The sequence below is a fragment of the Stenotrophomonas sp. Steno-C18 genome (assembly GCF_056393195.1).
On the sequence record NZ_JBWJOX010000006.1, the window covers coordinates 249,485 to 275,995 of the forward strand.

Sequence of the window (26,511 nt, forward strand, 5' to 3'; positions counted from 1 at the left end):
GGGCGATCAGAGCTCGCCTTCGGCGCGGTCAAGGAAGGTGGCGCGCAGCCACTGGGTGCGCTGCCGGGTGAGCTCGGCCTTGTTGGCCGAGTACAGCATCGGGTACATCGAGCCATACAGAACGCGCGGGTTCTCGTCCTTGCCCACCGGGTAGCGTGCGTCGATGTCGGCATCACGCAGCTGGATCCACAGGCGTTGGGCGCTGCGCAGCTTCTCGATGGCCACCGGCTGGTCCTGCAGCTTCTGCATCACCTGCCGGTACACGGCGTTGAGCTCGGCATCGCTGGCGTCGGCTTCACGCGCGGCGCATTCGTTGATGTCCAGCTGGGTGCGGGCATCGTCGCAGGCCTTGCCCGGCGAGGCGGCCGAGGCCGCCACCGGCAGCAATGCCAGCAGGAGCAGGGGCAGGCGGCTCATCCGACCGAGCCTTCCAGCGACACTTCCAGCAGCTTCTTGGCTTCCACCGCGAATTCCATTGGCAGTTCCTTGAACACCTGCTTGCAGAAGCCGTCGACGATCATCGACACCGCGTTCTCCTGGTCGATGCCGCGCGCGCGGCAGTAGAACAGCTGGTCATCGGAGATCTTGGAGGTGGTGGCCTCGTGCTCGACGGTGGCGCTGGGGTTCTTCACCTCGATGTAGGGGAAGGTGTGTGCGCCGCACTTCTTGCCGATCAGCAGCGAGTCGCACTGGGTGTAGTTGCGCGCGCCCTCGGCGTTGCGGTCCACCTTGACCAGACCGCGGTAGGTGTTCTGGCCGCGCCCGGCGCTGATGCCCTTGGAGACGATCTTGCTCTTGGTGCGCTTGCCGACGTGGATCATCTTGGTGCCGGTGTCGGCCTGCTGGCGGTGGTGGGTGAGCGCCACCGAGTGGAATTCACCCACCGAGTCGTCGCCCAGCAGCACGCAGGACGGGTACTTCCAGGTGATGGCCGAACCGGTTTCCACCTGGGTCCAGGTCACCTTGGAGCGCGCGCCGCGGCATTCGGCGCGCTTGGTGACGAAGTTGTAGATGCCGCCCACGCCGTTCTCGTCGCCCGGGTACCAGTTCTGCACCGTGGAGTACTTGATCTCGGCGTCTTCCAGCGCCACCAGTTCGACCACCGCGGCGTGCAGCTGGTTCTCATCGCGCATCGGCGCGGTGCAGCCTTCCAGGTAGGACACGTAGGCCTTGTCCTCGCAGATGATCAGCGTGCGCTCGAACTGGCCGGTGTTGTTGGCGTTGATGCGGAAGTAGGTGCTCAGTTCCATCGGCGAGCGCACGCCCTTGGGCACGAACACGAAGCTGCCGTCGGAGAACACCGCCGAGTTGAGCGCGGCGAAATAGTTGTCGCCCACCGGCACCACGGAGCCCAGGTACTTCTGCACCAGCTCGGGGTGCTCGCGGATGGCCTCGGAGATCGAGCAGAAGATCACGCCCTTCTCGGCCAGCTCCTTGCGGAAGGTGGTGCCGACGGAGACCGAGTCGAACACCGCGTCGACGGCGACGCCGGCCAGCTTGGCGCGTTCGTGCAGCGGCACGCCCAGCTTGTCGTAGGTGTCCAGCAGTTCCTTGGGCACCTCGTCCAGCGACTTGTACTTCGGGCCCTTGGGCGCGGAGTAATAGCTCAGCGCCTGCAGGTCGATCGGGCCGATCTGCAGCTTGGCCCAGTCGGGCTGGCGCAGGGTGAGGAAGTGACGGTAGGCATCCAGGCGCCACTGGGTCATCCATTCCGGCTCTTCCTTCTTGGCCGAGAGGGCGCGGATGACGTCCTCGTTCAGGCCCGGCAGGAACGAATCGGATTCGATGTCCGTGACGAAACCGGCGTCGTACTTGCGACCCAGCTGTTCGTGGATTTCACGGTTCGGAGTGTCGGCGATGCCGACGTTTTCAATGGTCTCGGTGGCCATGGGGCTGCCTACGGTGGTTCAGGAGACGACGTCGGCGGTGATCCGTCGACGGTCGGCAAGCGGTAAGGGATGCAGCATCTGGGCCAGGGTGACGGCGCGCAGGGCGTCGCTGACGACATCGTTGATCAGCCGCCAGTTCGAGCGCACGCCGCACTGGCTGGCGATGCCGCAATGGCTCTGGCCCTGGCTGCATTCGGTGATCGCCAGCGGGCCTTCCATCGCCTCGACGACCTCGATCAGGGTGATTTCGCTGGCCGGGCGGGTCAGCCGGTAGCCGCCGCGCACGCCGCGCAGGCCTTCCACCAGCCCGGCCTGGGCCAGGGGCTTGAGCAGCTTGCTGACGGTGGGCGGTTCCAGACCGGCGGCCTCGGCCAGCTCGGTCGCGCTCAGCACTTCGTCCGGCCGTGCGGCGAGCACGGTCATGACGACGGTGGCGTAATCGGTGAGCTTGGTGACGCGGAGCATCTCGGCACGTGGGTTCAAAGCGGACCAAAATTGTACGCTTTGTCGCCGGTCGAGTCCAAGCGCCCTGTTCAGGCAGGGGCGGGGCAGGTGACGGCGGTGGTTACCGTGGCCGGCGGCGGGTACCGGCACCGGGACGTGATCGCCGGGTGGGGTCGTGTCCGCGGAGGGGCGCGATGGCCCGGCCCCGGTCCGGCGCGTACTTGGGTCATTGGCGCAGATGGGAGAGAATCTGCGCCTCTCATTCGTTTCCGGTCATTTACATGCCCAAGAAGATCCAGGCGCGCAAATCCAGCATTCATGGCAACGGCGTGTTCGCCGTGGCCGACATCAAGCAGGGCGAGCGCGTCATCGAGTACAAGGGCAAGCGCCGGACCCATGCCGAGGTGGATGCCGATGACACCGGCGACGTCGAGAGCGGGCATACCTTCCTGTTCACGCTGAACGAGGACTACGTCATCGACGCCAACCACAAGGGCAACGATGCGCGCTGGATCAACCACAGCTGCGACCCGAACTGCGAGGCGATGATCGAGGAAGCCGAGGGCGACGACCGCACCGCCGACAAGGTGTTCATCGAAGCCGTCCGCGACATCAAGCCGGGCGAGGAGCTGACCTACAACTACGGCATCACCTTGGCCGAGCGCCACACCGCGCGCCTGAAGAAGATCTGGGAATGCCGCTGCGGCTCGCCCAGGTGCACCGGCACGATGCTGCAGCCCAAGCGCTGATCCGCGCATCGATGGGGTGAATGAAGGGGCCGCCTGCGCGGCCCTTTCCCGTTGTGGCGTGGGCCGGGAGGGAATCCCGGCGGCGGGGCGCACAAACGCGGAAGGCCGCTTTCGCGGCCTTCCTGCCTGCATGCGGGAGGGGCTTACTTGCCCAGCAGGCCCTGCGGCACCAGGTTGCCCAGGCCCTGGTTGAAGGTCACCGCGATGCGGCCGTTCTCGATGCCGACCGACTGTACCTGCAAGGCGCCCATCACCCGCGCGATGGTCGGGTCGATCTTGTAGATCGGTTCGCGGCGGGCGTAATCGGCCAGCCAACTGTTGAGCAGGCTGCGGGTGCTGGAATCCAGTTCGCCACCGGCCATGGCCGGGTTGAAGCGGTCGACGGTCGGCTGGTCCAGGTGGAAGCCCTGCGTCTGCGCGTCGTAGCGCAGGCCGCTGCTGATCTGCACCTTGCCGACCGGCATCGAGGTGCCACCGGCGGCCATGGCCAAGGCGAAGCCCAGGTCCAGGCGGTTGCCCTGCGGCAGGGTCAGGTGCGGTTCGCTGACGGTCAGCGCCAGCAGGCCGCCGAGCGCCTTCTGCGTGCGCGGGAAGCTGCCGTCCAGATAGTCCTGCACGTCGCTGGCGCCCACGGTCAGCTGCCGTCCGTTGACCTGCGGCGCGGCGTGGGCGGTGGTGGCCAGGGCCATGCAGGCGACGGCGGACAGGAGCAGGTGGCGCAGGTTCATGGCGGACTCGTGGATTGGTGGAGACGGAGACGCAAGATAACCGGATCAAGTGAATGCCCGGTTAGCCACGCGCCTGGCTTCAACCGGGCTGCTGCAGTTTTTCCAGCTTCAACAGCAGTTGGTCCAGTTCCGGCTGCAGGCTGTCCAGGGCGTTGCCGTGCCGGCCCGAAGCGGTCGACAAGCTGTGCAGCAGGCCGGTGGCGACCACCAGCGATGCGTCGTCGTTGGAGGGCAGGCGGCGTTGGCGCTGGGCCTGTTCGAACTGCTTCATCCAGCTGTAGGTGGTGCGCTGGTCGAACTCCAGCGTGCAGCGCCCGGTGCACTGCTGGCCATCGGTTTCGATGGGAGTGACGGTGATGCGATAGCGGTGCGTGTTGCTGGACATGATGACGTGGGGGGGTAGGGGGATGGACCCACCATAGGCCCGCCATCGGGGTGTTGCGAGGCGCCGGACCATGACGCTGTGTTCCAGTGTGCCCGGGTCCGGCGTGGATGGAACGCAGTGGTCCGCCTACGCGCCATGGGCGCCCCCAAAAAGAAACGGGACGGCTTTCGCCGTCCCGTCCGGTTCGCCACAAGGGGCGCGCTGATCAGAGCGCGGCGTCCTTGAGCTTCTTGAGCGGACGAACCTTCAGCTTGGTGGTGGCCGGCTTGGCGGCGAACCACTGCTCTTCTTTGGTGAACGGGTTGATGCCCTTGCGCTTCGGCTTGGCCGGAACGTTCACGGTGCTGATCTTCAGCAGGCCCGGCAGGGTGAAGGAGCCGGCGCCCTTCTTGTTGACCGAGGCGGCAACGGCGCCTTCCAGGGCGGCGAACACAGCGCGCACGTCCTTGGCAGCGACGGAGGTGGCTTCGGCGATGTGGGCAACCAGACCCGACTTGGTCAGAGCTTCCTTGATCGGCTTCACTGCGGCCGGCTTGGCGGCAGCCTTGGTGGCGACTTTCTTCACTGCCTTCTTCGGGGCAGCCTTTTTAGCGGTCTTTGCCATGATTTCCTGTTCCGTGAACGGTTGGTTGTTTGGTCGTGCCGACCCCGTCGGCAAGCGAAATGTAGGGCATGAATTGCATGCCGCCAATAGGCAATCGACAAAAAAGCCCATAAAAATTGCTTCTGGCCGGTTTGTGCATGCTTCCACGTGCCAAAACACAGGGGAAAACAGCATCGACAGGGATACAGTGCGGCGTCACCCGGCACGTCCACGGCAGGCCCGGTGATCGGCGACGCGCCGCACAATGCGCTAACGAACGCTGCCTTAGGCTGGGCTGCCAACCACCACGAGGAGTTCCACCATGGGTATTTCGCGTCATGCCACCGCGCACTGGGAAGGTGACCTCAAGACCGGGCAGGGCCGCCTGGCCACGCCGCAGAGCGGGCTGCTGGAAAACACGCGCTATGCCTTCAGCACGCGCTTTGGCGAGGAGAAGGGCACCAATCCGGAGGAGCTGATCGCCGCCGCGCATGCCGGCTGCTTCACCATGGCGCTGTCGGCCAAGCTCAGCGAGGCCGGCTTCCCGCCCACTTCGCTCGATACCCGTGCCGACGTCGACCTGTCGATGGAAGGCGGGCCGCAGTTCTCGCAGATCCGCCTGAAGGTCAAGGCGGTGGTGCCGGGGCTGGACGAGGTACGCTTCCGCGCGATTGCCGACGACGCCAAGCAGAACTGCCCGGTGTCCAAGGCGCTGAGCGCGGTGCCGATCAGCCTGGAAAGCGAGTTTTCCGCCTGATCCAGGCAGGGGCTGGCGGGCGGGGAAGGGCTCGCCGGTCCGGTTCAGGGACGTTTCACCCGGCGCGCCCGAGCATCGCGCCATCCAACCACGGGGACCTGTTGCCATGTTTCGTTCGCTGCCTATCGCCGGTGTCCTGATCATGGCCGGCCTGTCCAGTTTTGCCGCGTCCGCACAGAACTACGACGACGGCCAGTACCGTCCCGACTACCGCGATGACGATGGCCGCTACCGCGACGGCGGCCATGCCGGCGACAACGGGCCGGCCTACGACTACGCGCGGGTGGTGCGCGTGGACCCGATCATCGTCAGTGGCAACGGCGGCCGCAACGAGCGCTGCTACCAGCGCAGCGATGGCAGCTACGTGAACGAGGATGGCTACCGCGACACCGGCCGCTACAACGGCAATGGCTATCGCAACGACGGCTACGACGACCGCGGCAATGACAATGGCCAGTACCGCCAGGGCAGCGAGACCGGGCGCCAGATCGCCACGGTGATCGGTGGCCTGGCCGGCGCGATGATCGGTAGTCGCATCGGTGGTGGCGACGGCCGCTACCTCGGCACCGCGGTGGGAACGATCGCCGGCGGCGCGGCCGGGCGCGCCATCTACGAAGCCAGCAACCGTGGCCCGGACTACCGCCGCGGCGACGTGCGCGTCTGTGAGCCCGGTGGCTATGGCAGCGAGAGCGAACGCGTGGACGGCTATGACGTGACCTACGAGTACGCCGGCCGCGAATACCACACCCGCCGTGACTACCACCCGGGCGAGCGCATCCGGGTACGGGTGGACGTCAACGCCGACTGAGGCGAGCCTGCGGCGCACGCCGCAGGCCGCGGTTTGTCATGCCTGCGGGATGGCGGCATAGTCGCCGGGTCCCGTTCAGGAGTGATCGTATGCGCCGTGTCGCCTGTCTTGCCCTGTTGCTTCCCTGCCTGTCCCTGAGCCCGGCCCAGGCCGAGGTCAAGGTGCTGGTGGCCGACACCATCCGTACCGGAGACCCGGCGCAGCCGGTGGTGGGCGCGATGGCCTGGGATGCGCAGACTGGCCGCGTGCTCAGCGTGGGCACGCGCGAGGCGGTGCTGAAGCAGCATCCGCAGGCACCCCGCATCGACGCCGGCAAGGCCACGGTGGTGCCGGGCCTGATCGACGCACATGCGCACCTGGTCTACCTGGGCAACACGCTGGCGCAGGCCGACCTGTCCGGCGCGCGCACCCGCGGCGAGGTGGTGGAGCGGCTCAAGGCATTCGAGAAGACCCTGGCGCCGGGAGAGTGGCTGCAGGGCCGTGGCTGGGACCAGAACCGGTGGGACAACACCGACTTTCCCACCGTCGCCGACCTGGACGCCGCCTTCCCGGAACGGCCGGTCTACCTGGACCGCGTCGACGGCCACGCCGGCTGGGTCAACAGCGCCGCGCTGCGCATCGCCGAGAAGGCGGGCAAGCCGTTGGCCGGCGACTGGCAGCCGGACGGTGGACGGATCGTGCGCGACGCCGCCGGCAGGCCGACCGGCGTGCTGGTCGATGCGGCCTCCAGCCTGGTCACCGCGCAGATCCCCGCACTGGATGATGCCGCCCGCGAGAAGCGCCTGCTGGCCGCGTTGCAGGCGGCGGTGAGCAACGGCCTGACCGGCGTGCACGACATGGGTGTTTCGCGCGAGGACCTGGCGTTGATGAAGCGCCTGGCCGACGCCGGCAAGCTGCCGTTGCGCATCGATGCCTATGCCGACGGCAACCAGGCCGCGCTGGATGACCTGTGCCGTGATGGCCTGTACCAGCATCCGGGCGGTCGTCTGGAGATGCGTGGCGTGAAGCTGTTCATGGACGGTGCGCTGGGCAGCCGCGGCGCGGCCCTGCTCGCCGACTACAGCGATGACCCGCACAACCGCGGCCTGCTGGTGACTTCGCCGGCCGATTTCGAGGTGGCGGTGCGCAAGGCCGAGGGCTGCAAGGTGCAGGTCGCCACGCATGCCATCGGTGATCGCGGCAACCGCATCGTGCTGGACACCTACGAGAAGGTGCTGGGCGCGCGCAAGGGCAGTGACCACCGCTGGCGCGTGGAGCATGCGCAGGTGGTGTCGCTGGAGGACATCCCGCGCTTCGCCCGATTGGGCGTGATCGCCTCGATGCAGCCTACGCATGCCACCTCGGACATGGGATGGGCCGCGCAGCGGGTGGGGCCGGAGCGCATCCTGGGTGCGTATGCCTGGCAGCGCTACCTGCACAGCGGGGCGCGGTTGGCATTGGGCTCGGATTTCCCGGTGGAGAACGTCGATCCGCGCCTGGGCCTGTACGCCGCGGTGACCCGCCAGGACCGCGACGGCCAGCCGCCGGGCGGTTGGCAGCCCGACCAGCGCCTGAGCGCGGAGGAAGCGGTGCGCGGCTTCACCAGCGATGCGGCCTGGGCCGGGCATGACGAAGCGCAGGTGGGCCGCCTGCAGGCGGGCCTGCGCGCCGATTTCGTGGTGTTCGACCGTGATCCGCTGACGGTGGATGCCGCGCAGCTGGACGACCTGAAGGTGTTGTCGACCTGGGTGGATGGCGAGCCGGTCTACACCGCCGAGGCCGCGCCGGCGGGTTGAGCCGGCGTCTGCCGGCAAGGTGCCAGCGGCCCACGCGCACCGCTGGCAATGCCGCGGGAGGAGAGGTCTGGTCCCGCGGTGAAGGGCGCGGTTTCCCTCAGGGGGATGCGGCGCCGCCGGGTTCGGCCGGCGCGTCATGCTGGTCGCGCAGCCGGCGCTTGTTGATCTTGCCCACGCTGGTCCGCGCGATGGTGTCGACGAAGCGCACCCGCTCGGGGATGGCATAACGGGAGATGTCGCCGGCTTGGCTGCGCGCGGTGACCAGCGCGATGATCTCCTGCTCGGTCACGTCGCGGCCGGCATGCGTGACCACCAATGGCAGCGGTCGCTCGCCCCACTTGGGATCGGCGACGCCGATCACCGCGACCTCGGCGACCCCGGGGTGCATGGCGATGATGTCCTCCAGCGCGAGCGAGGAAATCCATTCACCGCCGGTCTTGATGACGTCCTTGATGCGATCGGTCACGCGCAGGTAGCCGCCCGCGTCGATGTTGCCGATGTCGCCGGTATGCAGGTAGCCGCCAGCCCACAAGGTGGCTGACGCGGCGGGATCGTGCAGGTAACCCTGGGTCAGCCATGGTGCGCGCACCACGACTTCGCCGGTGGCCTGGCCGTCGTGAGCGACCTGGTGCATGTCCTCGTCGACGATGCGCAGGTCCACCAGCGGGATGGGGATGCCGGCCTTGGTGCGCAGCGCGACATCGGCCTCGCCGTCGGCCAGTGCGTCGCCGTCGAGCTGGGCGACGGTAAGCACCGGGCAGGTCTCGGACATGCCGTAACCACCGAAGATGTCGATGCCGCGCGCCAGCGCCTGCTGGGCCAGCACGCGTGGCAGTGCGGCGCCGCCGATGATGACCTTCCAGCCGCGCAGGTCGGTCTGCGCCGAGGCCGGGTCGTTCAGCAGCATGTGCAGGATGGTCGGCACGCAGTGCGAGAAGGTCACCTTCTCGCGGCCGATCAGCGCCAGCAGCCGCCCGGGCAGGTAGCGGCCCGGATAGACCTGCTTGATGCCCATCAGCGTGGCCACGTAGGGCAGGCCCCAGGCGTGGACATGGAACATCGGCGTGATCGGCATGTACACGTCGTCGCGGTGCAGGCGACCCTGCTGGTGCGCGCTGCCGAGCGTGGCCATCGCCGCCAGCGAATGCAGCACGAGCTGGCGATGGCTGAAGTAGACGCCCTTGGGCAGGCCGGTGGTGCCGGTCGTATAGAACGTGGTGGCGCGGGTGTTCTCGTCGAAATCCGGGAAGCGCGTGACCGGCGTGGCCTGTTGCAGGCCGGCCTCGTACTCCGCGGCGAAGCCATCGGGCAACGCGCCGCCTTCATCGTCGAGCAGGATGCGCGTGCGCAGCGCCGGCAACTGCCCGGCGATGCCGTCCAGCACCGGCAGGAACTCGCGGTTGGCCAGGATCACGCTGGCCCCGCTGTGCTTGAGCGTGTAGGCGATCTGTTCCGGGGCCAGGCGGATGTTCACCATCATCAGCACCGCGCCCATCATCGGCACCGCGAAGTAGCTTTCCAGGTAGCGGTGGCTGTCCCAGTCCATCACCGCGACGGTATCGCCGGGCTTCACGCCCAGCGATTGCAGCAGGCCGGCGAGCTGGCCGATGCGTGCCTGCAGCGTGCGGTAGTCATGGCGCACGTCGCCGTAGACGATCTCCTGCCCGGGCCGGGTTGCCAGCGGCGTATGCAGCAGTTGCTTGATCAGCAGCGGGTAGGCGTAGGGACCGGAGTCGGGCGGCGTGGTGGAGGGCATCGGCGATTCCTGGGGGCAAGGCAATGGGGTGTCAGCGACGGGAGGCCGCCGGGAGCGACAACTGTGCGGGCTGCAGCGGTGCTTCCGCGCGCGGGGTGGGGGTGATCAGTGCATCCTGGGGCAGGGGCTGCGCCGGGTCTTCGAGGTGGTTCCAGACCTGGTCCATGGCCGCGAACAGGTAGGGCAGCAGCGGTACATAGCGCTTGCGGTAATCCGGGAACGCCAGCAGCGAGTCGAAATGCTGCGCGTTGGCTACCCGCCAATAGGCGATCCGTGCGCCCGCCGCACGCGCCTGCGGCACGTAGCGGTCGCTGGTCAGGCTGATCGGCACCAGTCCGTCGTCGATGCCATGGATGACGACGATCGGCAGGCCCGGGCGGGGCGGGTTGGCGGCTGCACGGGCAATGCCGGCGCGCACGCGCTCGGCACCTGCACCATCGTGGGTCCAGAGCGAGCGCAGGCAGGACAGGCCAGGCAGGGGATCCGCTGCGGGCAGCGCGTGATCGTCGTACAGCAGCGTCACACCATTGCCTGGCGGGATGCCGCTGGCATCGCTCCACCAGGCTGTACGGACCTCGGGTGTCGCGATGCCGGGCCTGCCATCCGGGCCGGCGGCGGCGAAGGTGTACCCGCAGGGGTGATTGCCTGCGGCATAGCCACCATAGGCTGACGCATAGGTGGCGGCGATCGCTTGCCACAGATCAAATCCGGTCGAGAACGCGGCTGCGCGCAGGGCGGGTTCACTCAGGCCTGCATTTGCCAACTGTTGCCATGCCGATCGCGCCTGGGCTTCGATGTCCGCGCCTTGCACCTGTCCAATGGATGCCAGCACTGCGCAGCGCTGGATTCCGGCCGGTCGTGTCTGGGCCTGCGCGGGTGGCTGCGGCAGGTCATCGATGGCCAGTAATGCGCAAGGCATCAGCAGCGCGGCCTGGGTCACGAAATCGTAGAGCGGAGGGGCGCCTGCGACCGATACGTTGGGCTCACCGGCCACCATCGCATCAAACCAATCGCCTTCAATTTCGGCGGCGCGCAATACCGCGCCGCCGCCGTTGGATACCCCGACACCCAACGTGCGTGTGTTGGCCGGGGTGAAGGGGGCCGACTGCGGATAGGCACGGTCCAGCGCCTGCAATCCGAACTGCACGGCCTGCACGAGGTGCAGGCCCCAGTCGGCTTCCGGGTTGTCGCCCGAATGTGCGTGCTTGAACGCGACGCCATGCGCAGCGCTTCCCTTCGCGGGGACGAATGCCAACGCGCCATCGGCAGCCGGGGTGCCATCGGCCTGGAAGCCAATGCCTGCGTCCAGATCGTAGTAATCGCTGCCGGCGCCCTTGTCCGTATAGGCCACCGCGCAACCGTGGGCCAGTCCCCAACTGCCGGCCACGGAAATCGCGCCGTAGATCCCGCGCGAACCGGAAGACGCCGTCGCGACCAGGCAGCGGCGTGCGGGGTCGAAGTTGTCCGGTATCTGCACCAGCACGCGGTGCGGCTGGCCGGCGCCGGGGATGCGGCCGTAGGCGGAGAACTCGCGCCCCGGTGCGGGCTGGAACGTGCCGTAGATTTCACCGAAGCCGCCACCCGGGGTCAGGTCGGCGATGCCCCGCCAGCTGCTCCAGATCGCACGGCGCCGCGCTTGCTCTGCGGTGGGCGCGGTGGGCTTGGCGAATGCGGGGGGCGCGCTGGCGCGCAGGCCTTCAAGACCGAGCCCGGCTGTCATCAGGTCATCGCTGCCGCGATGGGATGTCTCGCGCCATTGCTCGAACACCGGGGCGGCGGCAGGCACGGGGGCGGTGGCGGCGTTTGCGACGGGGATGCCGCCATACAGGATCGGCAGCACGGCGCAAAGCAGGGAAGCACGGCAGGGAATGTTCATCGCTCCACACTATCAATCCGGTCTGGGGATACCAGCGTACCTAGGTCCCCGTGCTCAGCTGCAATGGGATTTGCTAACCTCGGCCCGAGATGCCAACCCTGCTCATCGCCGATGACCACCCCCTGTTCAGAGCCGCGCTGCATCGCGCGGCCGATGAAGCGGTGGTCGACCTGCAGATCAGCGAAGCCGATTCACTGGACGGGGTACTGGAGGCCATCGAGGGCCAGTCGATCGACCTGATGCTGCTCGACCTGCACATGCCGGGCAACCACGGCCTTGCCGGGCTGGCGACGATCCGCGCGCTGCAGCCGGGGCTGGCGATCATCATCGTCTCGGCCAACGAGGAACCGCATGTGATCCGGCGTGCCATCGACCTGGGGGCGGCCGGTTACCTGCCCAAGAGTTCGGGGCTGGCGGACCTGCAGCAGGCGCTGCTGACCGTGCTTGAAGGCGAGCGCTGGATACCGGCGATGCTGCGCGATACCGTCGCGCGGGTGGCGCCGTTCAGCCGCGATGCCGATCTGGCCGCGCGGCTGTCCAGCCTGTCGGCGCACCAGTACCGGGTGTTGAGCCTGGTCGCCGAAGGCCTGCTCAACAAGCAGATCGCCGACCGCCTGGGGGTGCAGCTGCGAACGGTGAAGGCACACATGACGCGCATCATGGGCCGGCTGGGCGTGCGCAACCGTGCGCAGGCGATCCGCGTCCTGCATGAGCTCGGCCTGGCCGATCCCTCGCGGCAGATCGAGGGCGCGGACGCGCGGGTGCAGCGCGAGGCCGCCGAAGAGGCCTGAGCCGGCACCGGTCAGCCGTGGCCCCCCGTGGCGCCGTCGTCCTCGCCGGTGGCACGCGCGGCCAGCAGGTGGTTGATCGCCCAGCGAAGCGCCAGCGGCTTGAAAGGCTTGTTCAACAGTGACAAGCCAGCCTCACGCACCGCCTCGCGGGTGTCACTGCCGGTGTCCGCGCTGAGGATCACGGTCGGGCGCGGGCCGTGCACAGCGGCCAGACGCGCGTATAGGGCAATGCCGGTGTCGCCGTCATCGAGGTGGTAGTCGAACAGCCACAGCCCGGCTTCGCGCGCCGCGGTGCCCGCGTTGGCGCCATCGGCCAGCGCGGTGACCTCGCAGCCCCAGGCCAGCAGCATCTGCCGCATCGCCGCCAGCGCATCGGGGTCGTTGTCCACCACCAGCACGCGGGTGCCCTTGATGGTGCTGGTGGCCGCGGGCGCGTCGTTGCGCGGCGCGCGCGCCGGGTAGGCACGCGGCACCGTGATGGCGAAGGCCGAGCCGCGGCCGAGCGCGCTGTGCAGCGACAACGGTGCATGCAGCAGGGCGGCGATGCGTTGCGCGATGGTCAGGCCCAGGCCCAAACCCTGCCCGTTGCTGCGGTCGCCGCGCTGGAACTCCTCGAACACCACGCCCTGCTGGTCGGCGGCGATGCCCGGGCCGCTGTCGTGCACGCCGACCACCAGCGCCTCGCCGCGCCGGCGGACACCGAGCAGCACGCCGCCGCTGCGCGTGTAACGGATGGCGTTGGCCAGGAAGTTCTGCAGCACACGGCGCAGCAGCAGCGGGTCGCTGTGCACCCAGGCGCGGCTGGGCACGTAGCGGAACTGCAGGCCGCGTGCGGCAGCCAGCACCGAGAATTCCTGCGCGAGCGGGTCGAGCACGTTGGACAGCGCGAACGGGCGCGGGTCGGCGACCAGCCCACCGGCTTCCAGCCGCGAGATGTCGAGCAGGCCCGAGAGCAGGTCGTCGGTGGAGTCCAGCGCGCCGCGGATCTGGCGCAGGAAGCTGTCCAGGAATTCGGACTCCAGGTGCTGCGACATGGCGTCGGTCAGCAGTTGGGCGGCATGCAGCGGCTGGATCAGGTCGTGGCCGACTGCGGTCAGGAAGCGCGTCTTGGCCACGTTGGCGCGCTCTGCCTCGTGTACGGCCTGCTCCAGGCGCGCGGTGCGGTCCTGCACGCGGCGCTCCAGGGTCTCGTTGCTGCGCTTGAGCGCATCCTCGGCGCGGCGGAACGCGGTGACGTCGGTGAAGGTGGCGACGTAACCGCCGCCAGGCATCGGGTTGCCGCGGATCTCGACGATGGTGTCATCGGGGAAAATGCGCTCGGACAGGTGCGGCGTGCCGCGCCGCATATGCGCCACGCGCCGGTTCAGCGCCTTGGCCGGGGTATCGGCGCCGCCCTGGCCGATCTTCAGCTGTCCCATTGCCCACTCGGTGAGATGGGCGACCGGCTGGCCCACCTGCAGCAGCTCGGGCGGGAACTTGAACAACGCGGCATAGCGGCTGTTCCAGGCCACCAGCTGCAGCTGCGCGTCGACCACGCTGATGCCCTGGCTCATGTTCTCCAGCGCGGCTTCGAGCAGGCGCTGGTTGAAGCGCAGTACCTGGGTGGCTTCGCCGACCGCGCGGGTGACTGCTTCCAGTGGTGCGGCGCCGCCATCGCGTGCGGCCTCGACCAGCAACCGCGCCATCCCGGCACCGACCACGGCGGTGAGCTCGCGCTCGATGGCGGTGACACGCTGGTCGTCCAGCATCTGCCCGGCATGCCCGGCCATCAGCTGGCGCGTGCGTTCCTGGCCGAGGAAGCGCCCGGCGGTCTTGCGCATGGAGGCGGCGGCCACGCCTTCGCGTTGCTGCGGCAACGACGGGCGCACCGCGCGCGCCATCACCGCGACGGTGATCAGGTTGACCAGCAGGCTGACGCCCATGCTGATCGCGATGTGGCCCGGCTGCACGCGCAGCGGGAAGAACACGACCCAGTGCAGCCCTTCCGAGGCGGCCGGCGGCGAGACGATCATCGGCAGCAACACCAGCCACAGCCATACCAGCGAGCCGGTCACGATGCCGGCGATGATGGCCGGCGAGGGCGTGCGCGGGCGGTACACCGCCAGCAGCACCGCCGGCGCCAGCTGCGCCAGCGCGGTGAAGGACATCAGGCCGAAATCACTGAGCGCTTCGGTGTCGCTCATCGCCCGGCTGTACAGCCAGGACATCAGGAACACGGCCAGGATGCCGGCGCGCCGGAACGCGATCACGCGCGGGCGCAGGTCGGCGCCGGTGTCGCCATGCATGCCGCCGAGCAGGCGCGAGCCGAAGCCGTGGTTGCCGAGCATGATCGACAGGGTCAGGCCGGACAGGATCATCATGCCGGTGGCCGCGCTCAGGCTGCCCAGGTAGGCGAGCAGGGCCAGGAGGTGGTGGCCGGCGGCCTGCGGCAGCATCAGCACGTAGACGTCCGGCGATACCGATTGCCCGAGCTGGGCCGCGCCGGACAGCGCCATCGGCACCGACGGCAGCCCGATCAGCAGCAGGTAGAGCGGGAACAGCCAACGCGCGGTCTTCAGGTCGGAGGTCTGGCGCAGTTCGACCACGCCGACGTGGAACTGATGGGGCAGGGTGAAGGCCGCCATCGCGCCGAGCGCGACCATGGTGAGGAAGTCCGGGACCACTGCGGGCGGCGGCAGCTGCGTCATGCGTGCGAGCAAGGGGCTGTCGGCCTGTACCGACAGGGCCGCATACAGGCCGATGGCCAGCAGCGCGGCCAGCTTGAGCAGCGACTCCAGCCCCAGCGCCACCACGATGCCGCGGTTGTGCTCGGTGGCCGAAGCCTTGCGCGCGCCGAACAGCAGGGTGAACGCCGCCATCGTCAGCGCGAACCAGAACGACACGTCCGGCGGTGTGCCACCGCCGGCCAACTGGTCGCCGAGCAGTGCGCCCAGGCCCTGGCTGATCGCCTTCAGCTGCAAGGCGATGTAGGGAATGATGCCGATCAGCGCGACCAGGGTGATGGTCATGCCCAATCCCTGGTCGGTGCGCAGCCGTGCCACCACCAGGTCGGCGATGGTGGCGCTGTTGTGCTGCTTGGCCAGCCGGCCCAGCCGCGCCAGGAACGGCATGCCGAAGGCGAAGATCAACGCCATGCCGATCAGCGTCGGCGGGATCGCGAAGCCCCATTGCGCGCCCTGCGAGGCGGCGCCGTAGTAGGTCCAGGCGGTGCAGTGCACGGCCAGCGACAGCGCATAGATCACCGGCCAGGCACGTGCCAGGCGATGGCCCTGGCGTTCGCCCCACAGCGCGACGCCGAACAGCAGCACGGTCCAGGCAAGGCAGGCCAACAGGACGATGGAGGGCGTCAACATCGCTCCAGTGTAGGGATCCGGCCAGCCGCCCGGCAGGTGCCGGTCGGCACGGTGGCGCGGTCGCGGCGAGGGCGTGGCGGGCTAGGGATCGATGAGGACCAGGGCGAGCTGTTCGGCCACCAGCGCCACGTCGCCGGTCGGTTGCAGTTCCACCGTCTTGTGCTGGGTCAGCAGCCATTGCCCGGGCTGGCGGCATTGCAGCGACAGCAGCCGCGAACGCACGCGCACGTCCGCGCCGCTGGGAACCGGGGCCAGGAAGCGCACCTTGTTCAAGCCGTAGTTGAGCACCCGGGTGATGCCGGGGAGCGCGGCCAGCGCGGCCACGTCGTCCTGGACGGTGAGCGAGAGCAGCAGGAAACCATGGGCGATGGTCTGCCCGCCGGGCAGCTCGGCCTGCGCCCGCGCCGGATCGACATGGATCCAGTTGTGGTCGCCGGTGGCATCGGCGAACGCATCGATGCGGGATTGCCCCACCTGCACGCCCGTCCCCAACCGCTCGGCTTCGGCCCAACGCTGCAGTGCCGCCACTGCCGGCGGCAGGTGGTCGTCGATGGTGCTCATGCCACGCGCTCCAGCAAGGCCAGGATGGCCTGGCGCGCTTCCGGCTCGGACAGGGTCGGGGCGTGACCGACCTCGGGCACTTCGACCAGGCGGGCGTTCGCCGAGGTGGCGGCCATCTGCCGTGCCACGTCGGGCGGGAGAATGTCCGAAAGCGCGCCCCGCACGATCAGGGTCGGTGCCTGGCCGGTGAGCGTGCGGACCGCGCGCCACAGCAGCGGCCGCAGCAGCCACAACACCCAGGGCCGGGTGGTGCGGATGACGGCCGGGTCGTAGTCGAGTTCCAGCAGCCCGTCGTCGCGCTGGCGGAACATGCGCGTGGCCATGTCCCGCCAGTCGTCGGCGCCGAAGCGCGGGAACGATGCCTTGCCGATCGACTCGGCGTAGGCGGCGGCCTGCGCCAGGTCCATCGGCGGCAGGTGCTTGCCAGCGTACTTGCCGATCCGTGCCAGCGCCTGGCGTGGCACCTTCGGCCCGGCATCGTTGAGCACGGCGGCGGCGATCAGCCCGGGTGCGCGCGTGGCCAGGGTGATGGTGACCAGCACGCCCAGCGAAGTGCCGATGAACACGCTCCTGTCGATGCCCTGCGCGCGCAGCAGCGCGACCAGGTCATCGGCGTAGGTGCGGGGGTTGTAGCTGGACGGGTCGGGTGCGCGCGCCGAGCCGGCGCGGCCGCGCAGGTCGACCGCCAGCACGCGCCAGCCGCGCGCGGACAGCGTCGTGGCCAGCGCGTCGAAGTCGGCGCCGTTGCGGGTCAGGCCGGGGATGCAGACCACCGTGCCGCGGGGGGATGTCCCCGCGGCCGGTTGGTGGTCACGTGCATGCAGGCGCAGACCGTCGCTGCTGTTCCAGTACAGGTCATCGTAGGACCGGGTCATGCAGGGGTTCCTAGAAGTCGTAGCGGACGCTGAGGCTGTACTGGCGCGGCGGACCGTAGAAGCCGATCAGCGTGCCCACCGCCGGGATGTTGTAACCGGTGGTGCGGTACTCCTTGTCGGCAAGATTGGTGCCTTGCAGGGAGAACGTCCAGGCATCGTTGAGCTTCCAGATCACGCCGGCATTGACCAGGCCGTAGCCATCCTGCCGGATCACCGGGCTCAGGTCGGTGGTCGGCCAGACCTCGCTCTGGTAGCTGTAGCCCACCCGCGCGGACAGGTTGCCGCCATTGGCCAGGTCGGTGCGGTACTCCACGTTCACCGCGCCGGAGAACTCGGGTGCATTGGTGAACTTCATCCTGTCGGCGACGTCGACTCCGCCATCGATGTACTCGTCGTACTTGGTGTCCAGCCAGGCCAGGTTGCCGGTGATCAGCCAGTTCTGGGTCGGCAGGTACTGATACTCGACTTCCAGGCCGTTGACCGTGCCCTTGCCGGCGTTGGTGAAGTCGCCGAAGAAGGCGTCGTTCACGCCATCGCCGTTGGTGTCGATGCCGGTGAACACCGACAGCTGGATGTCCTTGTACTTGTTGTGGAAGGCCGACAGGTTCAGGAACAGGCGCTGGTCGAGGAAGGCCATCTTGCTGCCGATCTCGTAGCTGTCCACGGTCTCGTCGTCGAACGGTTCGGCCGAGCGCGGCACCGCCACGGCATTGGCGCGGATGTTGTAGCCGCCGGACTTGAAGCCACGCGTGGCCAGGCCGTAGACCATGATGTCCGGGGTGATCTGGTAGTCCAGCGACACCTTCGGCGAGACGTTCTTGAAGTTGGTGGTCTTGTCGAAGTCGGCGGCCACCGCGATCGGCCGGGTGAAGGTCGCATCGGCGTAGAAGCGGTTGAGCACGATCGCGCGCTTGTCCTCGTCGGTGTAACGGGCGCCGACGTCGAGCTTGAGCCTGCTGGTCAGGTCGAACGTCCAGTCCGCATACAGCGCGACGCTGTCGGTGAGTACCTTGCCGCGGGTGTCGCCGAACTGCAGGTTGAAGAAGTTGTTGCGGATCTGGCCACCGGCCTCGCCGCTGAACTGGTACAGGCCGACCACGCCGCGCACGCGCCCGCCGCCATCGTAGTTGGCCTGCAGTTCGTTGCTGACCTGGTTGTCCTCGTAGAAGCCGCCGACATCGGCCAGCTTGACCGGGGTAGTGTCGAAGTCGATGTTGGAGTGCGAATCGGACTCGCGCTTGGCGACCACGTACTTGAGCGCCCAGTCTTCGTTGGGCCGCCAGTTCACCGTCGCCGAGGCGCCCTTGGTTTCCACACTGTTGACGTTGGGCATGCCCGAACGGATGTCGTAGCGGTCGTCCATCGGCGGGTAGGCCGGGGTGAACGGGTTGCGCGCGAGCATCTTGGAGCCGCGCATGCCGGACTGGTCGTCGATCCAGTCCAGCGCGAACTGCACGTCGAAATCGTCGCCGGCGTAGGCGCCCAGGTTCAGGCGCGCGGCGTTGACCTGCTTGTCGCTGACCGGTTGGCCGTTGTAGGTGTTCTCGCCGAAGCCGTCACGGTTCATGCTGGCCACCGCGATGCGGCCACGCAGGCCGCTGTCCGGCCCGCCCAGCGGGCCACCGATGGCGGCCTTGGCATCGCGCTGGTTGTAGTTGCCCACGGTGACCTGGGCAAAGCCCTCGGTGGTGGTCGGCAGGCCACGCGAAACGTACTTGATCGCACCGCCGATGGTGTTCTTGCCGTACAGCGTGCCCTGCGGGCCACGCAGCACCTCGATGCGCGACACGTCGAACACGTCCAGCAGCGCGCCCTGCGGGCGGGCGATGTAGACGTCATCCAGGTAGATGCCCACGCCCGGGTCGGCGCCCCAGGTGGGGTCGGACTGGCCGACGCCGCGGATGTAGGCGGTGACCGTGCTGCTGGCGCCGCGCGCGGCGTAGATGGTCAGGTTGGGCACCTGGGCGTCGAGGTCGCCGATGTCCTGCACGTTCAACTTGTCCAGCGCCTCGGAGGTGAACGCAGTCACCGCCACCGGCACTTCCTGCAGGGTTTCCTCGCGCTTGCGCGCGGTCACCATGATGGTGTCCAGGTTGGTGGCCGAAGCGCCCCTGTCCGCCGCCGGCGCGGCCTGCGGCGCCTCCTGTGCCAGTGCCGGCCCGGAGGCCAGCAGCGCGCCGATCATCAGGCTCAAACAGTTCCGCTTCATTCGGTCCTCCCCAGGCAGGTGCGTTGCGGATGGCCCATTGCCACCCGTGGAGCCTAGGCTAGCGGCGTACCCCCGGCCCAGCGAGTGGACCTAGGTCCAGTCGGCAGCGGCGGCCAGATCCGGATACTTGGCGCCTCCTCTTCCGGGAGCGCCGTATGTCGTTGCTGATCGTGCTTGCCGCGCTGGGCTTCCTGATGCTGGTGGCCTACCGCGGCTACAGCGTCATCCTGTTCGCGCCCATCGCCGCGCTGGGGGCGGTGCTGCTGACCGACCCGTCGCTGGTGGCGCCGATGTTCACCGGCTTGTTCATGGACAAGATGGTGGGCTTCCTGAAGCTGTACTTCCCGGTGTTCCTGCTCGGGGCGGTGTTCGGCAAGCTGATCGAGCTGTCCGGGTTCTCCAAGTCGATCGTGCAGGCGGCGATCGGCCTGTTCGGGCCGCAACGGGCGATGCTCTCGATCGTGCTGGTGTCCGGGCTGCTGACCTACGGTGGCGTGTCCCTGTTCGTGGTGGTGTTCGCGGTGTACCCGTTCGCCGCGGAGATGTTCCGGCAGAGCGACATCCCCAAGCGGTTGATCCCGGCCACGTTGGCGGTGGGCGGCTTCAGCTTCACGATGGATGCGTTGCCGGGCACGCCGCAGATCCAGAACATCATCCCGACCACGTTCTTCGGCACCGATACCTGGGCCGCGCCGGTGCTGGGCATCCTCGGCAGCCTCTTCGTGCTCGGCGTCGGCATGGCCTACCTGGAATGGCGCCGCCGCGTGGCCGCGCGTCATGGCGAGGGGTATGGCGACCCGGCGACGCTGGTCAACGAGCCGGCGCCGTTCGCCGGCACCACGCTGGCCAACGCCGGGGTGGCGGTGCTGCCGCTGGTGCTGGTGTTCGTGTCCAACAAGCTGCTGACGCTGGGAATCCCGCACTGGTACGGGGCCGAGCACAGCTTCGTGCCCGCGGTACTCGGCAAGGCCGCACCGGTGGTGCAGGAGGTGCCGAAGATCGCCGCGATCTGGGCGGTGGAAGGCGCATTGCTGGTCGGCATCGCCACGGTGCTGGTGCTGGCCTGGCGGCCGGTGGTCACCCAGTTCGCCGAAGGCACCAAGGCGGCCATCGGTGGTGCGCTGCTGGCGGCGATGAACACCGCCTCGGAGTACGGCTTCGGCGCGGTGATAGCCGCATTGCCGGGTTTCATGGTGGTGGCCAACGCATTGGGGGCGATCAAGGACCCGCTGCTGCACGAAGCGGTCACCGTCACCGGGCTGGCCGGCGTGACCGGATCGGCCTCCGGCGGCATGAGCATCGCGCTGGCGGCGATGTCGGAGACCTTCGTCGCCAACGCGCAGGCGGCCGGCATCCCCATGGAAGTGCTGCACCGGGTCGCCTCGATGGCCTCCGGCGGCATGGACAGCCTGCCGCACAACGGTGCGGTGATCACCCTGCTGATGGTGACCGGGCTGACCCATCGGCAGGCCTACAAGGACATCTTCGCGGTGACGATCATCAAGACGGTCGCGGTGTTCGTGGTGATCGGCATCCATTACGCCACCGGTTGGGTGTGACGGCGGCAGGGCAACACCCGCGGGCGTGCTTCTCCCCGTGGTGACTTCGGCACGACTTCATCCACGACTCACGCATGAGGATCTGGCTATGAAATCCGGCATCGAGATGATCAAGGCGGGCCTGCTGGCCCTGTGTGCATGGTTTGCAGTGGCGGGCCCCGCGCACGCGCAGGCGGTGGGGCATTGGGATTTCGGCGTATACGGCAATCTTTACGGTGCCCGTGAATACCAGGTGTGGGTGCCGGCCGGCTACGACCCGGCGCAACCCCGGCCGTTGCTGCTGGTGCTGCACGGCTGCGTCAACGGGCCGAACCTGATGGGCGAGGCTTCCGGCTTCAACGACGTGGCCGACGTGGAGGGCTACATCACGGTGTACCCGCGTCAGAACGTCACCGCCAACCCGGCACGCTGCTGGAACTGGCAACTGCCGGTCAACCAGGCGCGCGGCAGCGGCGAAGCGTCGATCCTGGCCGGCATCGTGGATGCGGTGAAAGGCGACTACAATGTGGATGCGCGGCGGGTCTACGTCACCGGCATCTCCGCCGGCGGTGCGATGACCTCGATCATGTTGGCCTGCTACTCGGACGTGTTCGCCGCCGGCGCGGTGCACTCCGGTGGCATGTACAAGGGCGCGACCACCGTTTCCGGCAGCGCCTACGCGCTGCTGGCCGGCAGCATCTACTCCCCGGACGGCAACGGGCGCAGCGCCTGGGAGTGTTCGGGCTCGCCGTCGCCACGGCCGATCCCGCTGCTGGTGTTCCATGGCAGCGCCGATGCCACGGTCAACCCGGTGAACGGCCAGCAGGCGGTGCGCCAGTTCCTGCAGACCAATGACTTGGCCGATGACGGCATCGACAACGACTCGGTCAAGTACGTGCCCACCAGCACGATTGCCGGACAAGTGCCCGGCGGGCGTGCCTACACCGTCTACAACTACACCTATGGCGGACAACTGCTGGCCCAGCACTACGTCATCCACGGGATGGGGCATGCCTGGAGTGGCAGTACCTCCGGGCTGCCGTTCACCGACCCGAAGGGCCCGGACGCAACCCTGATCACCTGGCTGTTCCTGAAGGGCTACCAGCGCTGAGCGCTGGCACCTGGTGATCTGCCTGCCGCCATCCCGGACCTGATGCAGGTCCGGGTGGCGGCGGTGCATGGGGGACGGTGGGCCGTCGGCCGGCGCGTACGCGGGCGACCGTGTTACGCAACTGCAATGTTGTGCAGTGATGATCTGCGCGCTTTCATGCCGCGCCATCGGTGCGGCCCGGGCCGAACGGACTCATCACCTGCCAACCAAGGGCAACTCCATGCAGCTTCACCCTGTTTCACGTGTTTTCAATCGTTCCATCCGCACGCTGCCGCGCCGCTCGCTGCTGGCGCAGGCTTGCGCTCTGCTGGTCCTGCCGCTGGCCACACAGTCCGCGCTGGCGCAGGACGCCGCGCCAGGCGCCGAGCGCAGCGCGGCCACCGCGCTGGACACCATCACCGTCACCGCAGAGCGCCGCGAGCAGAATCTGCAGGACGTCCCGGTCTCGGTTGGCGTGGTCCAGGGCGAAGCACTGCGCAGCTATACCGAAGGCGCCGACGACACGCTGCTGGCGCTGTCCGGCCGGGTGCCGAGCTTCTATGCTGAGACCACCACCGGGCGCATCTTCCCGCGCTTTTACATCCGTGGCCTGGGCAACATCGACTTCTACCTGGGGGCCTCGCAGCCGGTGTCGATCATCCAGGACGACGTGGTGCTGGAGCACGTGGTGCTCAAGTCCAACCCCGTCTATGACGTGGACCAGGTGGAAGTGCTGCGCGGCCCGCAGGGCTCGCTGTTCGGGCGCAATACCACCGCCGGCATCGTCAAGTTCGACACGGTCAAGCCGAGCCAGGAGGGCAGCGGCCGGGTCAACGTCAGCTACGGCAGCTACAACACCGTGTCCATCGACGGCGGCATGGGCGGTGCGATCAACGACGTGCTGTCCTACCGTGTCTCCACGCTGTACCAGCACCGCGACGACTGGGTCGACAACACCTATGACGGCCCGAGCGCGGATGGCACGGTAACGCCGAAGAAGGACGCGATGGGCGGCTACGACGACCGCAACCTGCGCCTGCAGCTGCTGTTGCAGCCCAACGAGCAGTTCTCGCTGCTGGCCTCGGCGCACACCCGCGACTATGAAGGCACCTCGACCCTGTTCCTGCGCAATGCGCTGACCAAGGGCAGCAACCGCGTGGACGTGGCGCGTGACAAGGTGGCCTACGACGAAGCCGGCAACAACCCGCAGGCCTACAAGACCCACGGCGGATCGATCAAGGCGACCTATGACTTCGGTACCACCACGCTGACGTCGATCAGCGCCTACGAAACCACCTCCGGCTATAGCCGCGGTGATACCGACGGCGGCGCCGCGGCGGACTACCCGGTCGGTGGCGTGCCCAACGGGTACGGCCAGTCGATGGGACAGGTGCGCGACCTGGACCAGTTCACCCAGGAAGTGCGCCTGGCTTCCAACCGCACCGACCCGTGGTCGTGGCAGGTGGGCGGGTTCTACTTCGATGGCCGCGACACCACCGATTTCTACCAGCGCGCCTGGTTCCTGCAGACGGCCGCGCACAACCCGAACAACTGGGTGCGCCTGCGCAACACCAACACCTCCTGGGCTGGTTTTGGCCAGGTGAGCTGGAAGGCGACCGACGCGCTGACCCTGACCGCCGGCATCCGCGCCACCAAGGACGAGAAGCGCACGCGCCTGCTCAAGACCGCCGACACCGCCGCCGGGGCGGTGACCTACAAGGGGCGTCGTGATGTGGCGATGTCCGATACCCAGCCCAGCTGGGACCTGAGCGCGATGTACGAGGTCAGCCCCGAACTGAGCGTATACGCCCGCGTGGCACGTGGCTTCCGTGGCCCGACCATCCAGGGCCGCTCGGCGGTGTTCAACGCCGATTTCACCACCGCCGATTCGGAGACCATCCTGTCATGGGAAGCCGGCATCAAGAGCAGCCTGTTCGACAACCGCCTGCGCCTGAACGTCAGTGGCTTCACGTATGCGGTGGATGACATCCAGCTCAACGGCAACGACTCCAACGGCAACGGCGTGTTGTTCAACGCCGACAAGGCCCGGGCCTACGGCCTGGAGGCCGACCTGGACTGGCGCCCGATCCCGAACCTGTCGCTGACCGCCGGCCTGAGCCTGCTGCACAGCAAGATCCAGGACAAGCGCGTGTATGCGCAGGTCTGTGCGCTCAACGGCGTGGTGGTGTGCACGGTCAACGACCCGACCATCAAGATCGGCAGCAATGTCTACGCGCAGATCGACGGCAACCCGCTGCCGAACGCCCCCAGGTACAACCTCAATCTGGCCGCCCGCTACGACGTCCCGATGGGGGATGACGGTGCATTGTTCTTCGCCACCGATTGGAACAAGCAGGGGCAGACCCAGTTCGTGCTGTACAGCAGCGACGAGTTCCATTCCAAGGGCAACTTCGAAGGCGGCCTGCGCGTGGGTTACACCGGCGGCTACGGTGCCTGGGAAGTGGCGGCGTTCGCGCGCAACATCACCAACGAGAAGAACCTCAAGGGCGTGATCGAGAACTACATGGCCGCGGTATACAACGAACCGCGCATTATCGGTGTTTCGTTCAACTACAACTGGCGATAAGTGTTCAACGGGGCCTGATGGCGACTCGCGTTTTTAGCCCCTCTCCCGGGTGCGGGAGAGGGGTTGGGGTGAGGGTGCTATGTGGAGGTATCGCACCTGGAGTGCTGGAAGCACGCTCCGCGCAGCTCCCTCATCCGCCTTGCAGGCACCTTCTCCCGCCAGCGGGAGAAGGGAACCGCCAAAGCCAAAACCAAGCCTTGCGAACGCTGGTTGGTTTACGCCATGCCGGCTCCGACCGTGGCGCGCACCGGGATGCCGGTCGGGTCGAAGTCCTCCAGGCAGAACACGTTGATGCCGTAGAAATCCGGCGTTACCCGCTTGCGGTGGAACGGGTAGATGCCGCAGGTGGCGCAGAAGTAATGGTGCGCGGTGCGGGTATGGAACTGGTACTCGACCAGTTGCTCCTGCCCGGACAGCAGTTCGAACGCGGATTCGTGCACCTTGACCATCAGCGCGTTCCGGCGCCGGCAGATGGAGCAGTCGCAGGTGGTCAGCTCGGGGAAGTCGGTCTGGATGCGGAAGCTGACCGCGCCGCAGTGGCAGCTGCCGCGGTAGGTCTGCAGGGGGCGGTGGGGCATGCGGGGCTCCGTTTGGGTCATGCTGCGCGCCGACGTGCCTGGCCGCGCGGGGCGGATCATACTGGCGCATCATCGGGCGTCATGGGAGAGGGTCGATGCGCGCATTCCTGAAAGGGCTGCTGGCCGTGGTGGTGGGGTTGATCGTCGGCAGCGCGGTGAACATGGGGTTGATCCTGCTGGGCGCACGGGTGGTACCGGCGCCGGCGGGCGTGGATACCACCACCAGCGAAGGCCTGGCGGCGGCGATGCCGCTGCTGGGGCCGGCCCATTTCGTCTTTCCCTTCCTGGCCCACGCACTGGGCACGTTCGTCGGCGCACTGCTGGCAACCTGGATTGCCGGCCGCGTGAGCCGGGTGCCGGCGGCCGTGATCGGCGTGCTGTTCCTGGCCGGTGGCATCGCCAGTTGCTTCATGCTGCCGGCGCCACGCTGGTTCGAGGTGCTGGACGTGGTGCTGGCCTACCTGCCATTCGCATGGCTGGGCTATCGCTTGGGACGACGACCGGCCTAGTCCGTCAGGCGTGGCTCACGCGTGGGTGCGCGCGATGTTGCCGCGGTTGTCGCGCAGCTCGCGTATCCACCACTGGTGCGGCGTGGCATCGCTGATGAAACGCAGGTGGGTGGCCATCGCCAGCAGGGCGCCGTCATCCGGGTCGAGCTGCTTCCAGGCGTAGCCCGGCAGGTCCGGGGCCTGTTCGGTGAACTCGAATCCGTCATGGTCGAACAGGAAGACCTTCCCGGCATCGGCGCCGTGGGTGGGTATCAGCAGGTAGTTGCCGGTGCGGGGTTCCTCGCCGACCACCAGCGCATCATCGGCCCATTCCGGCAGGTACTCCTCGCGTTCGTCTTCGGCCATGTCCTCGGTCCAGCCATCGAACCCGGAACGCAGCAGCGCCCAATCCGACGGCGCGGCGAGCCGCACGGCGGCTTCACCGCTGTCCTCGTCGCCGTAGAACAACACTTCGCCGAACTGCCGGTAGAAGTCACGCAGGCCCGCCAGGTCAGGGACGCCTTCGATGCCTTGCGCCGGGGCCAGCCGATGGCGGAAGTCGATGGTGCGGGTGATGTTGGCATCGTCCAGTGCTTCACATAGGAACGTACCGTTGTGCGCGTCGATGGCGTGGTACAGGGCCTGGAGGGTGGTCATGGCTGTCCTTGGCGGTGTGGATGGGGCGCCGGTG

23 protein-coding genes are annotated in these 26,511 nt (G+C 68.0%); 9 read left to right on the forward strand and 14 right to left on the reverse strand.

Annotation, left to right across the window (positions count from 1 at the left end):
• Positions 1-6 precede the first annotated feature (6 nt).
• The 3 genes from AC06FE_RS14265 to AC06FE_RS14275 are packed head-to-tail and all read right to left on the reverse strand — an operon-like array spanning position 7 to position 2,354.
• Entirely contained in the window at positions 7-417 is a 411-nt protein-coding gene (locus AC06FE_RS14265) for a lysozyme inhibitor LprI family protein (protein WP_478073402.1), read from the reverse strand.
• On the reverse strand, positions 414-1,889 hold the full coding sequence (gene sufB / locus AC06FE_RS14270) for a Fe-S cluster assembly protein SufB (protein WP_132864707.1): 1,476 nt from the start codon (positions 1,887-1,889) through the stop codon (positions 414-416). The genes AC06FE_RS14265 and sufB overlap by 4 nt, the downstream gene beginning before the upstream one ends.
• An 18-nt stretch (positions 1,890-1,907) precedes the next feature.
• On the reverse strand, positions 1,908-2,354 hold the full coding sequence (locus AC06FE_RS14275; RefSeq protein ID WP_132864706.1) for an SUF system Fe-S cluster assembly regulator: 447 nt from the start codon (positions 2,352-2,354) through the stop codon (positions 1,908-1,910).
• 260 nt (positions 2,355-2,614) lie between these two features.
• On the opposite strand from AC06FE_RS14275, the gene AC06FE_RS14280 reads away from it, so the two are divergent.
• On the forward strand, positions 2,615-3,082 hold the full coding sequence (locus AC06FE_RS14280) for an SET domain-containing protein (protein ID WP_478073403.1): 468 nt from the start codon (positions 2,615-2,617) through the stop codon (positions 3,080-3,082).
• A 143-nt stretch (positions 3,083-3,225) separates the two neighbouring features.
• On the opposite strand, the gene AC06FE_RS14285 is transcribed toward AC06FE_RS14280, so the two are convergent.
• The 3 genes from AC06FE_RS14285 to AC06FE_RS14295 all read right to left on the reverse strand — a co-directional run bounded on the left by AC06FE_RS14285 (position 3,226) and on the right by AC06FE_RS14295 (position 4,799).
• Entirely contained in the window at positions 3,226-3,810 is a 585-nt protein-coding gene (locus tag AC06FE_RS14285) for a YceB family lipoprotein (protein WP_132864704.1), read from the reverse strand.
• 79 nt (positions 3,811-3,889) lie between these two features.
• Positions 3,890-4,195, reverse strand: a complete 306-nt coding sequence (locus AC06FE_RS14290; protein WP_478073404.1) for a DUF3861 family protein — start codon at positions 4,193-4,195, stop codon at positions 3,890-3,892.
• A 205-nt stretch (positions 4,196-4,400) separates the two neighbouring features.
• The gene (locus AC06FE_RS14295) at positions 4,401-4,799 is read right to left on the reverse strand and encodes an HU family DNA-binding protein (protein WP_132864701.1); all 399 of its coding nucleotides are present in this window, start codon (positions 4,797-4,799) and stop codon (positions 4,401-4,403) included.
• Positions 4,800-5,100: 301 nt separating this feature from the next.
• Here AC06FE_RS14295 and AC06FE_RS14300 point away from each other — a divergent pair, with 301 nt between their 5' ends.
• From AC06FE_RS14300 to AC06FE_RS14310, 3 genes are all read left to right on the forward strand, one after another.
• Positions 5,101-5,535, forward strand: a complete 435-nt coding sequence (locus tag AC06FE_RS14300) for an OsmC family protein (protein WP_132864700.1) — start codon at positions 5,101-5,103, stop codon at positions 5,533-5,535.
• A gap of 142 nt (positions 5,536-5,677) precedes the next feature.
• Positions 5,678-6,343: a glycine zipper 2TM domain-containing protein gene (locus AC06FE_RS14305; RefSeq protein ID WP_478073441.1), complete on the forward strand. Its 666-nt coding sequence runs from the start codon at positions 5,678-5,680 to the stop codon at positions 6,341-6,343.
• 89 nt (positions 6,344-6,432) lie between these two features.
• Positions 6,433-8,118, forward strand: a complete 1,686-nt coding sequence (locus AC06FE_RS14310; RefSeq protein WP_192286460.1) for an amidohydrolase — start codon at positions 6,433-6,435, stop codon at positions 8,116-8,118.
• A gap of 97 nt (positions 8,119-8,215) precedes the next feature.
• Here AC06FE_RS14310 and AC06FE_RS14315 read toward each other — a convergent pair whose 3' ends face one another.
• Both AC06FE_RS14315 and AC06FE_RS14320 read right to left on the reverse strand, forming a co-directional pair.
• The gene (locus AC06FE_RS14315) at positions 8,216-9,874 is read right to left on the reverse strand and encodes a fatty acid--CoA ligase (protein ID WP_478073405.1); all 1,659 of its coding nucleotides are present in this window, start codon (positions 9,872-9,874) and stop codon (positions 8,216-8,218) included.
• A gap of 31 nt (positions 9,875-9,905) precedes the next feature.
• Entirely contained in the window at positions 9,906-11,750 is a 1,845-nt protein-coding gene (locus AC06FE_RS14320) for a 3-hydroxybutyrate oligomer hydrolase family protein (protein ID WP_478073406.1), read from the reverse strand.
• Positions 11,751-11,839: 89 nt separating this feature from the next.
• Here AC06FE_RS14320 and AC06FE_RS14325 point away from each other — a divergent pair, with 89 nt between their 5' ends.
• Entirely contained in the window at positions 11,840-12,541 is a 702-nt protein-coding gene (locus tag AC06FE_RS14325; RefSeq protein WP_132864696.1) for a response regulator transcription factor, read from the forward strand.
• A gap of 11 nt (positions 12,542-12,552) precedes the next feature.
• On the opposite strand, the gene AC06FE_RS14330 is transcribed toward AC06FE_RS14325, so the two are convergent.
• The 4 genes from AC06FE_RS14330 to AC06FE_RS14345 form a co-directional block, all read right to left on the reverse strand.
• On the reverse strand, positions 12,553-15,894 hold the full coding sequence (locus AC06FE_RS14330) for a hybrid sensor histidine kinase/response regulator (protein WP_478073407.1): 3,342 nt from the start codon (positions 15,892-15,894) through the stop codon (positions 12,553-12,555).
• Between the two features lie 81 nt (positions 15,895-15,975).
• The gene (locus AC06FE_RS14335; protein WP_132864694.1) at positions 15,976-16,455 is read right to left on the reverse strand and encodes a MaoC family dehydratase; all 480 of its coding nucleotides are present in this window, start codon (positions 16,453-16,455) and stop codon (positions 15,976-15,978) included.
• A complete protein-coding gene (locus AC06FE_RS14340) occupies positions 16,452-17,330 on the reverse strand; it encodes an alpha/beta fold hydrolase (protein WP_132864693.1) in 879 nt (292 codons plus the stop codon). Before AC06FE_RS14340 ends, AC06FE_RS14335 begins: the two co-directional genes overlap by 4 nt.
• A 10-nt stretch (positions 17,331-17,340) precedes the next feature.
• Positions 17,341-19,539 carry a TonB-dependent receptor gene (locus tag AC06FE_RS14345; RefSeq protein WP_478073408.1) on the reverse strand — a complete coding sequence of 733 codons (2,199 nt, stop codon included), beginning with the start codon at positions 19,537-19,539 and terminating at the stop codon, positions 17,341-17,343.
• A 155-nt stretch (positions 19,540-19,694) separates the two neighbouring features.
• Between AC06FE_RS14345 and AC06FE_RS14350 the strand changes: the two genes are divergently transcribed.
• From AC06FE_RS14350 to AC06FE_RS14360, 3 genes are all read left to right on the forward strand, one after another.
• On the forward strand, positions 19,695-21,098 hold the full coding sequence (locus AC06FE_RS14350) for a GntP family permease (protein ID WP_478073409.1): 1,404 nt from the start codon (positions 19,695-19,697) through the stop codon (positions 21,096-21,098).
• Positions 21,099-21,186: 88 nt separating this feature from the next.
• Positions 21,187-22,188, forward strand: coding sequence for an extracellular catalytic domain type 1 short-chain-length polyhydroxyalkanoate depolymerase (locus tag AC06FE_RS14355; protein WP_478073410.1), 1,002 nt, complete (start codon positions 21,187-21,189; stop codon positions 22,186-22,188).
• A gap of 220 nt (positions 22,189-22,408) precedes the next feature.
• A complete protein-coding gene (locus tag AC06FE_RS14360) occupies positions 22,409-24,754 on the forward strand; it encodes a TonB-dependent receptor (RefSeq protein WP_478073411.1) in 2,346 nt (781 codons plus the stop codon).
• 215 nt (positions 24,755-24,969) lie between these two features.
• On the opposite strand, the gene AC06FE_RS14365 is transcribed toward AC06FE_RS14360, so the two are convergent.
• Entirely contained in the window at positions 24,970-25,332 is a 363-nt protein-coding gene (locus AC06FE_RS14365) for a GFA family protein (RefSeq protein WP_192286451.1), read from the reverse strand.
• Between the two features lie 95 nt (positions 25,333-25,427).
• Between AC06FE_RS14365 and AC06FE_RS14370 the strand changes: the two genes are divergently transcribed.
• Positions 25,428-25,841: a hypothetical protein gene (locus AC06FE_RS14370; RefSeq protein WP_478073412.1), complete on the forward strand. Its 414-nt coding sequence runs from the start codon at positions 25,428-25,430 to the stop codon at positions 25,839-25,841.
• Between the two features lie 15 nt (positions 25,842-25,856).
• On the opposite strand, the gene AC06FE_RS14375 is transcribed toward AC06FE_RS14370, so the two are convergent.
• Entirely contained in the window at positions 25,857-26,477 is a 621-nt protein-coding gene (locus AC06FE_RS14375) for a hypothetical protein (protein WP_478073413.1), read from the reverse strand.
• Between the last annotated feature and the right edge of the window lie 34 nt (positions 26,478-26,511).

Bases quoted from the DNA above. Each gene is read 5' to 3' on its own strand.
- AC06FE_RS14315 (WP_478073405.1), bottom strand. From the start codon at position 9,874: ATGCCCTCCACCACGCCGCCCGACTCCGGTCCCTACGCCTACCCGCTG.
- AC06FE_RS14360 (WP_478073411.1), top strand. From the start codon at position 22,409: ATGCAGCTTCACCCTGTTTCACGTGTTTTCAATCGTTCCATCCGCACG.
- AC06FE_RS14355 (WP_478073410.1), top strand. From the start codon at position 21,187: ATGAAATCCGGCATCGAGATGATCAAGGCGGGCCTGCTGGCCCTGTGT.
- AC06FE_RS14285 (WP_132864704.1), bottom strand. From the start codon at position 3,810: ATGAACCTGCGCCACCTGCTCCTGTCCGCCGTCGCCTGCATGGCCCTG.
- AC06FE_RS14275 (WP_132864706.1), bottom strand. From the start codon at position 2,354: ATGCTCCGCGTCACCAAGCTCACCGATTACGCCACCGTCGTCATGACC.
- AC06FE_RS14300 (WP_132864700.1), top strand. From the start codon at position 5,101: ATGGGTATTTCGCGTCATGCCACCGCGCACTGGGAAGGTGACCTCAAG.
- AC06FE_RS14350 (WP_478073409.1), top strand. From the start codon at position 19,695: ATGTCGTTGCTGATCGTGCTTGCCGCGCTGGGCTTCCTGATGCTGGTG.
- AC06FE_RS14335 (WP_132864694.1), bottom strand. From the start codon at position 16,455: ATGAGCACCATCGACGACCACCTGCCGCCGGCAGTGGCGGCACTGCAG.
- AC06FE_RS14365 (WP_192286451.1), bottom strand. From the start codon at position 25,332: ATGCCCCACCGCCCCCTGCAGACCTACCGCGGCAGCTGCCACTGCGGC.
- AC06FE_RS14370 (WP_478073412.1), top strand. From the start codon at position 25,428: ATGCGCGCATTCCTGAAAGGGCTGCTGGCCGTGGTGGTGGGGTTGATC.
- AC06FE_RS14305 (WP_478073441.1), top strand. From the start codon at position 5,678: ATGGCCGGCCTGTCCAGTTTTGCCGCGTCCGCACAGAACTACGACGAC.
- AC06FE_RS14375 (WP_478073413.1), bottom strand. From the start codon at position 26,477: ATGACCACCCTCCAGGCCCTGTACCACGCCATCGACGCGCACAACGGT.
- AC06FE_RS14310 (WP_192286460.1), top strand. From the start codon at position 6,433: ATGCGCCGTGTCGCCTGTCTTGCCCTGTTGCTTCCCTGCCTGTCCCTG.
- AC06FE_RS14330 (WP_478073407.1), bottom strand. From the start codon at position 15,894: ATGTTGACGCCCTCCATCGTCCTGTTGGCCTGCCTTGCCTGGACCGTG.
- AC06FE_RS14295 (WP_132864701.1), bottom strand. From the start codon at position 4,799: ATGGCAAAGACCGCTAAAAAGGCTGCCCCGAAGAAGGCAGTGAAGAAA.
- sufB (WP_132864707.1), bottom strand. From the start codon at position 1,889: ATGGCCACCGAGACCATTGAAAACGTCGGCATCGCCGACACTCCGAAC.
- AC06FE_RS14340 (WP_132864693.1), bottom strand. From the start codon at position 17,330: ATGACCCGGTCCTACGATGACCTGTACTGGAACAGCAGCGACGGTCTG.
- AC06FE_RS14345 (WP_478073408.1), bottom strand. From the start codon at position 19,539: ATGAAGCGGAACTGTTTGAGCCTGATGATCGGCGCGCTGCTGGCCTCC.
- AC06FE_RS14325 (WP_132864696.1), top strand. From the start codon at position 11,840: ATGCCAACCCTGCTCATCGCCGATGACCACCCCCTGTTCAGAGCCGCG.
- AC06FE_RS14320 (WP_478073406.1), bottom strand. From the start codon at position 11,750: ATGAACATTCCCTGCCGTGCTTCCCTGCTTTGCGCCGTGCTGCCGATC.
- AC06FE_RS14290 (WP_478073404.1), bottom strand. From the start codon at position 4,195: ATGTCCAGCAACACGCACCGCTATCGCATCACCGTCACTCCCATCGAA.
- AC06FE_RS14280 (WP_478073403.1), top strand. From the start codon at position 2,615: ATGCCCAAGAAGATCCAGGCGCGCAAATCCAGCATTCATGGCAACGGC.
- AC06FE_RS14265 (WP_478073402.1), bottom strand. From the start codon at position 417: ATGAGCCGCCTGCCCCTGCTCCTGCTGGCATTGCTGCCGGTGGCGGCC.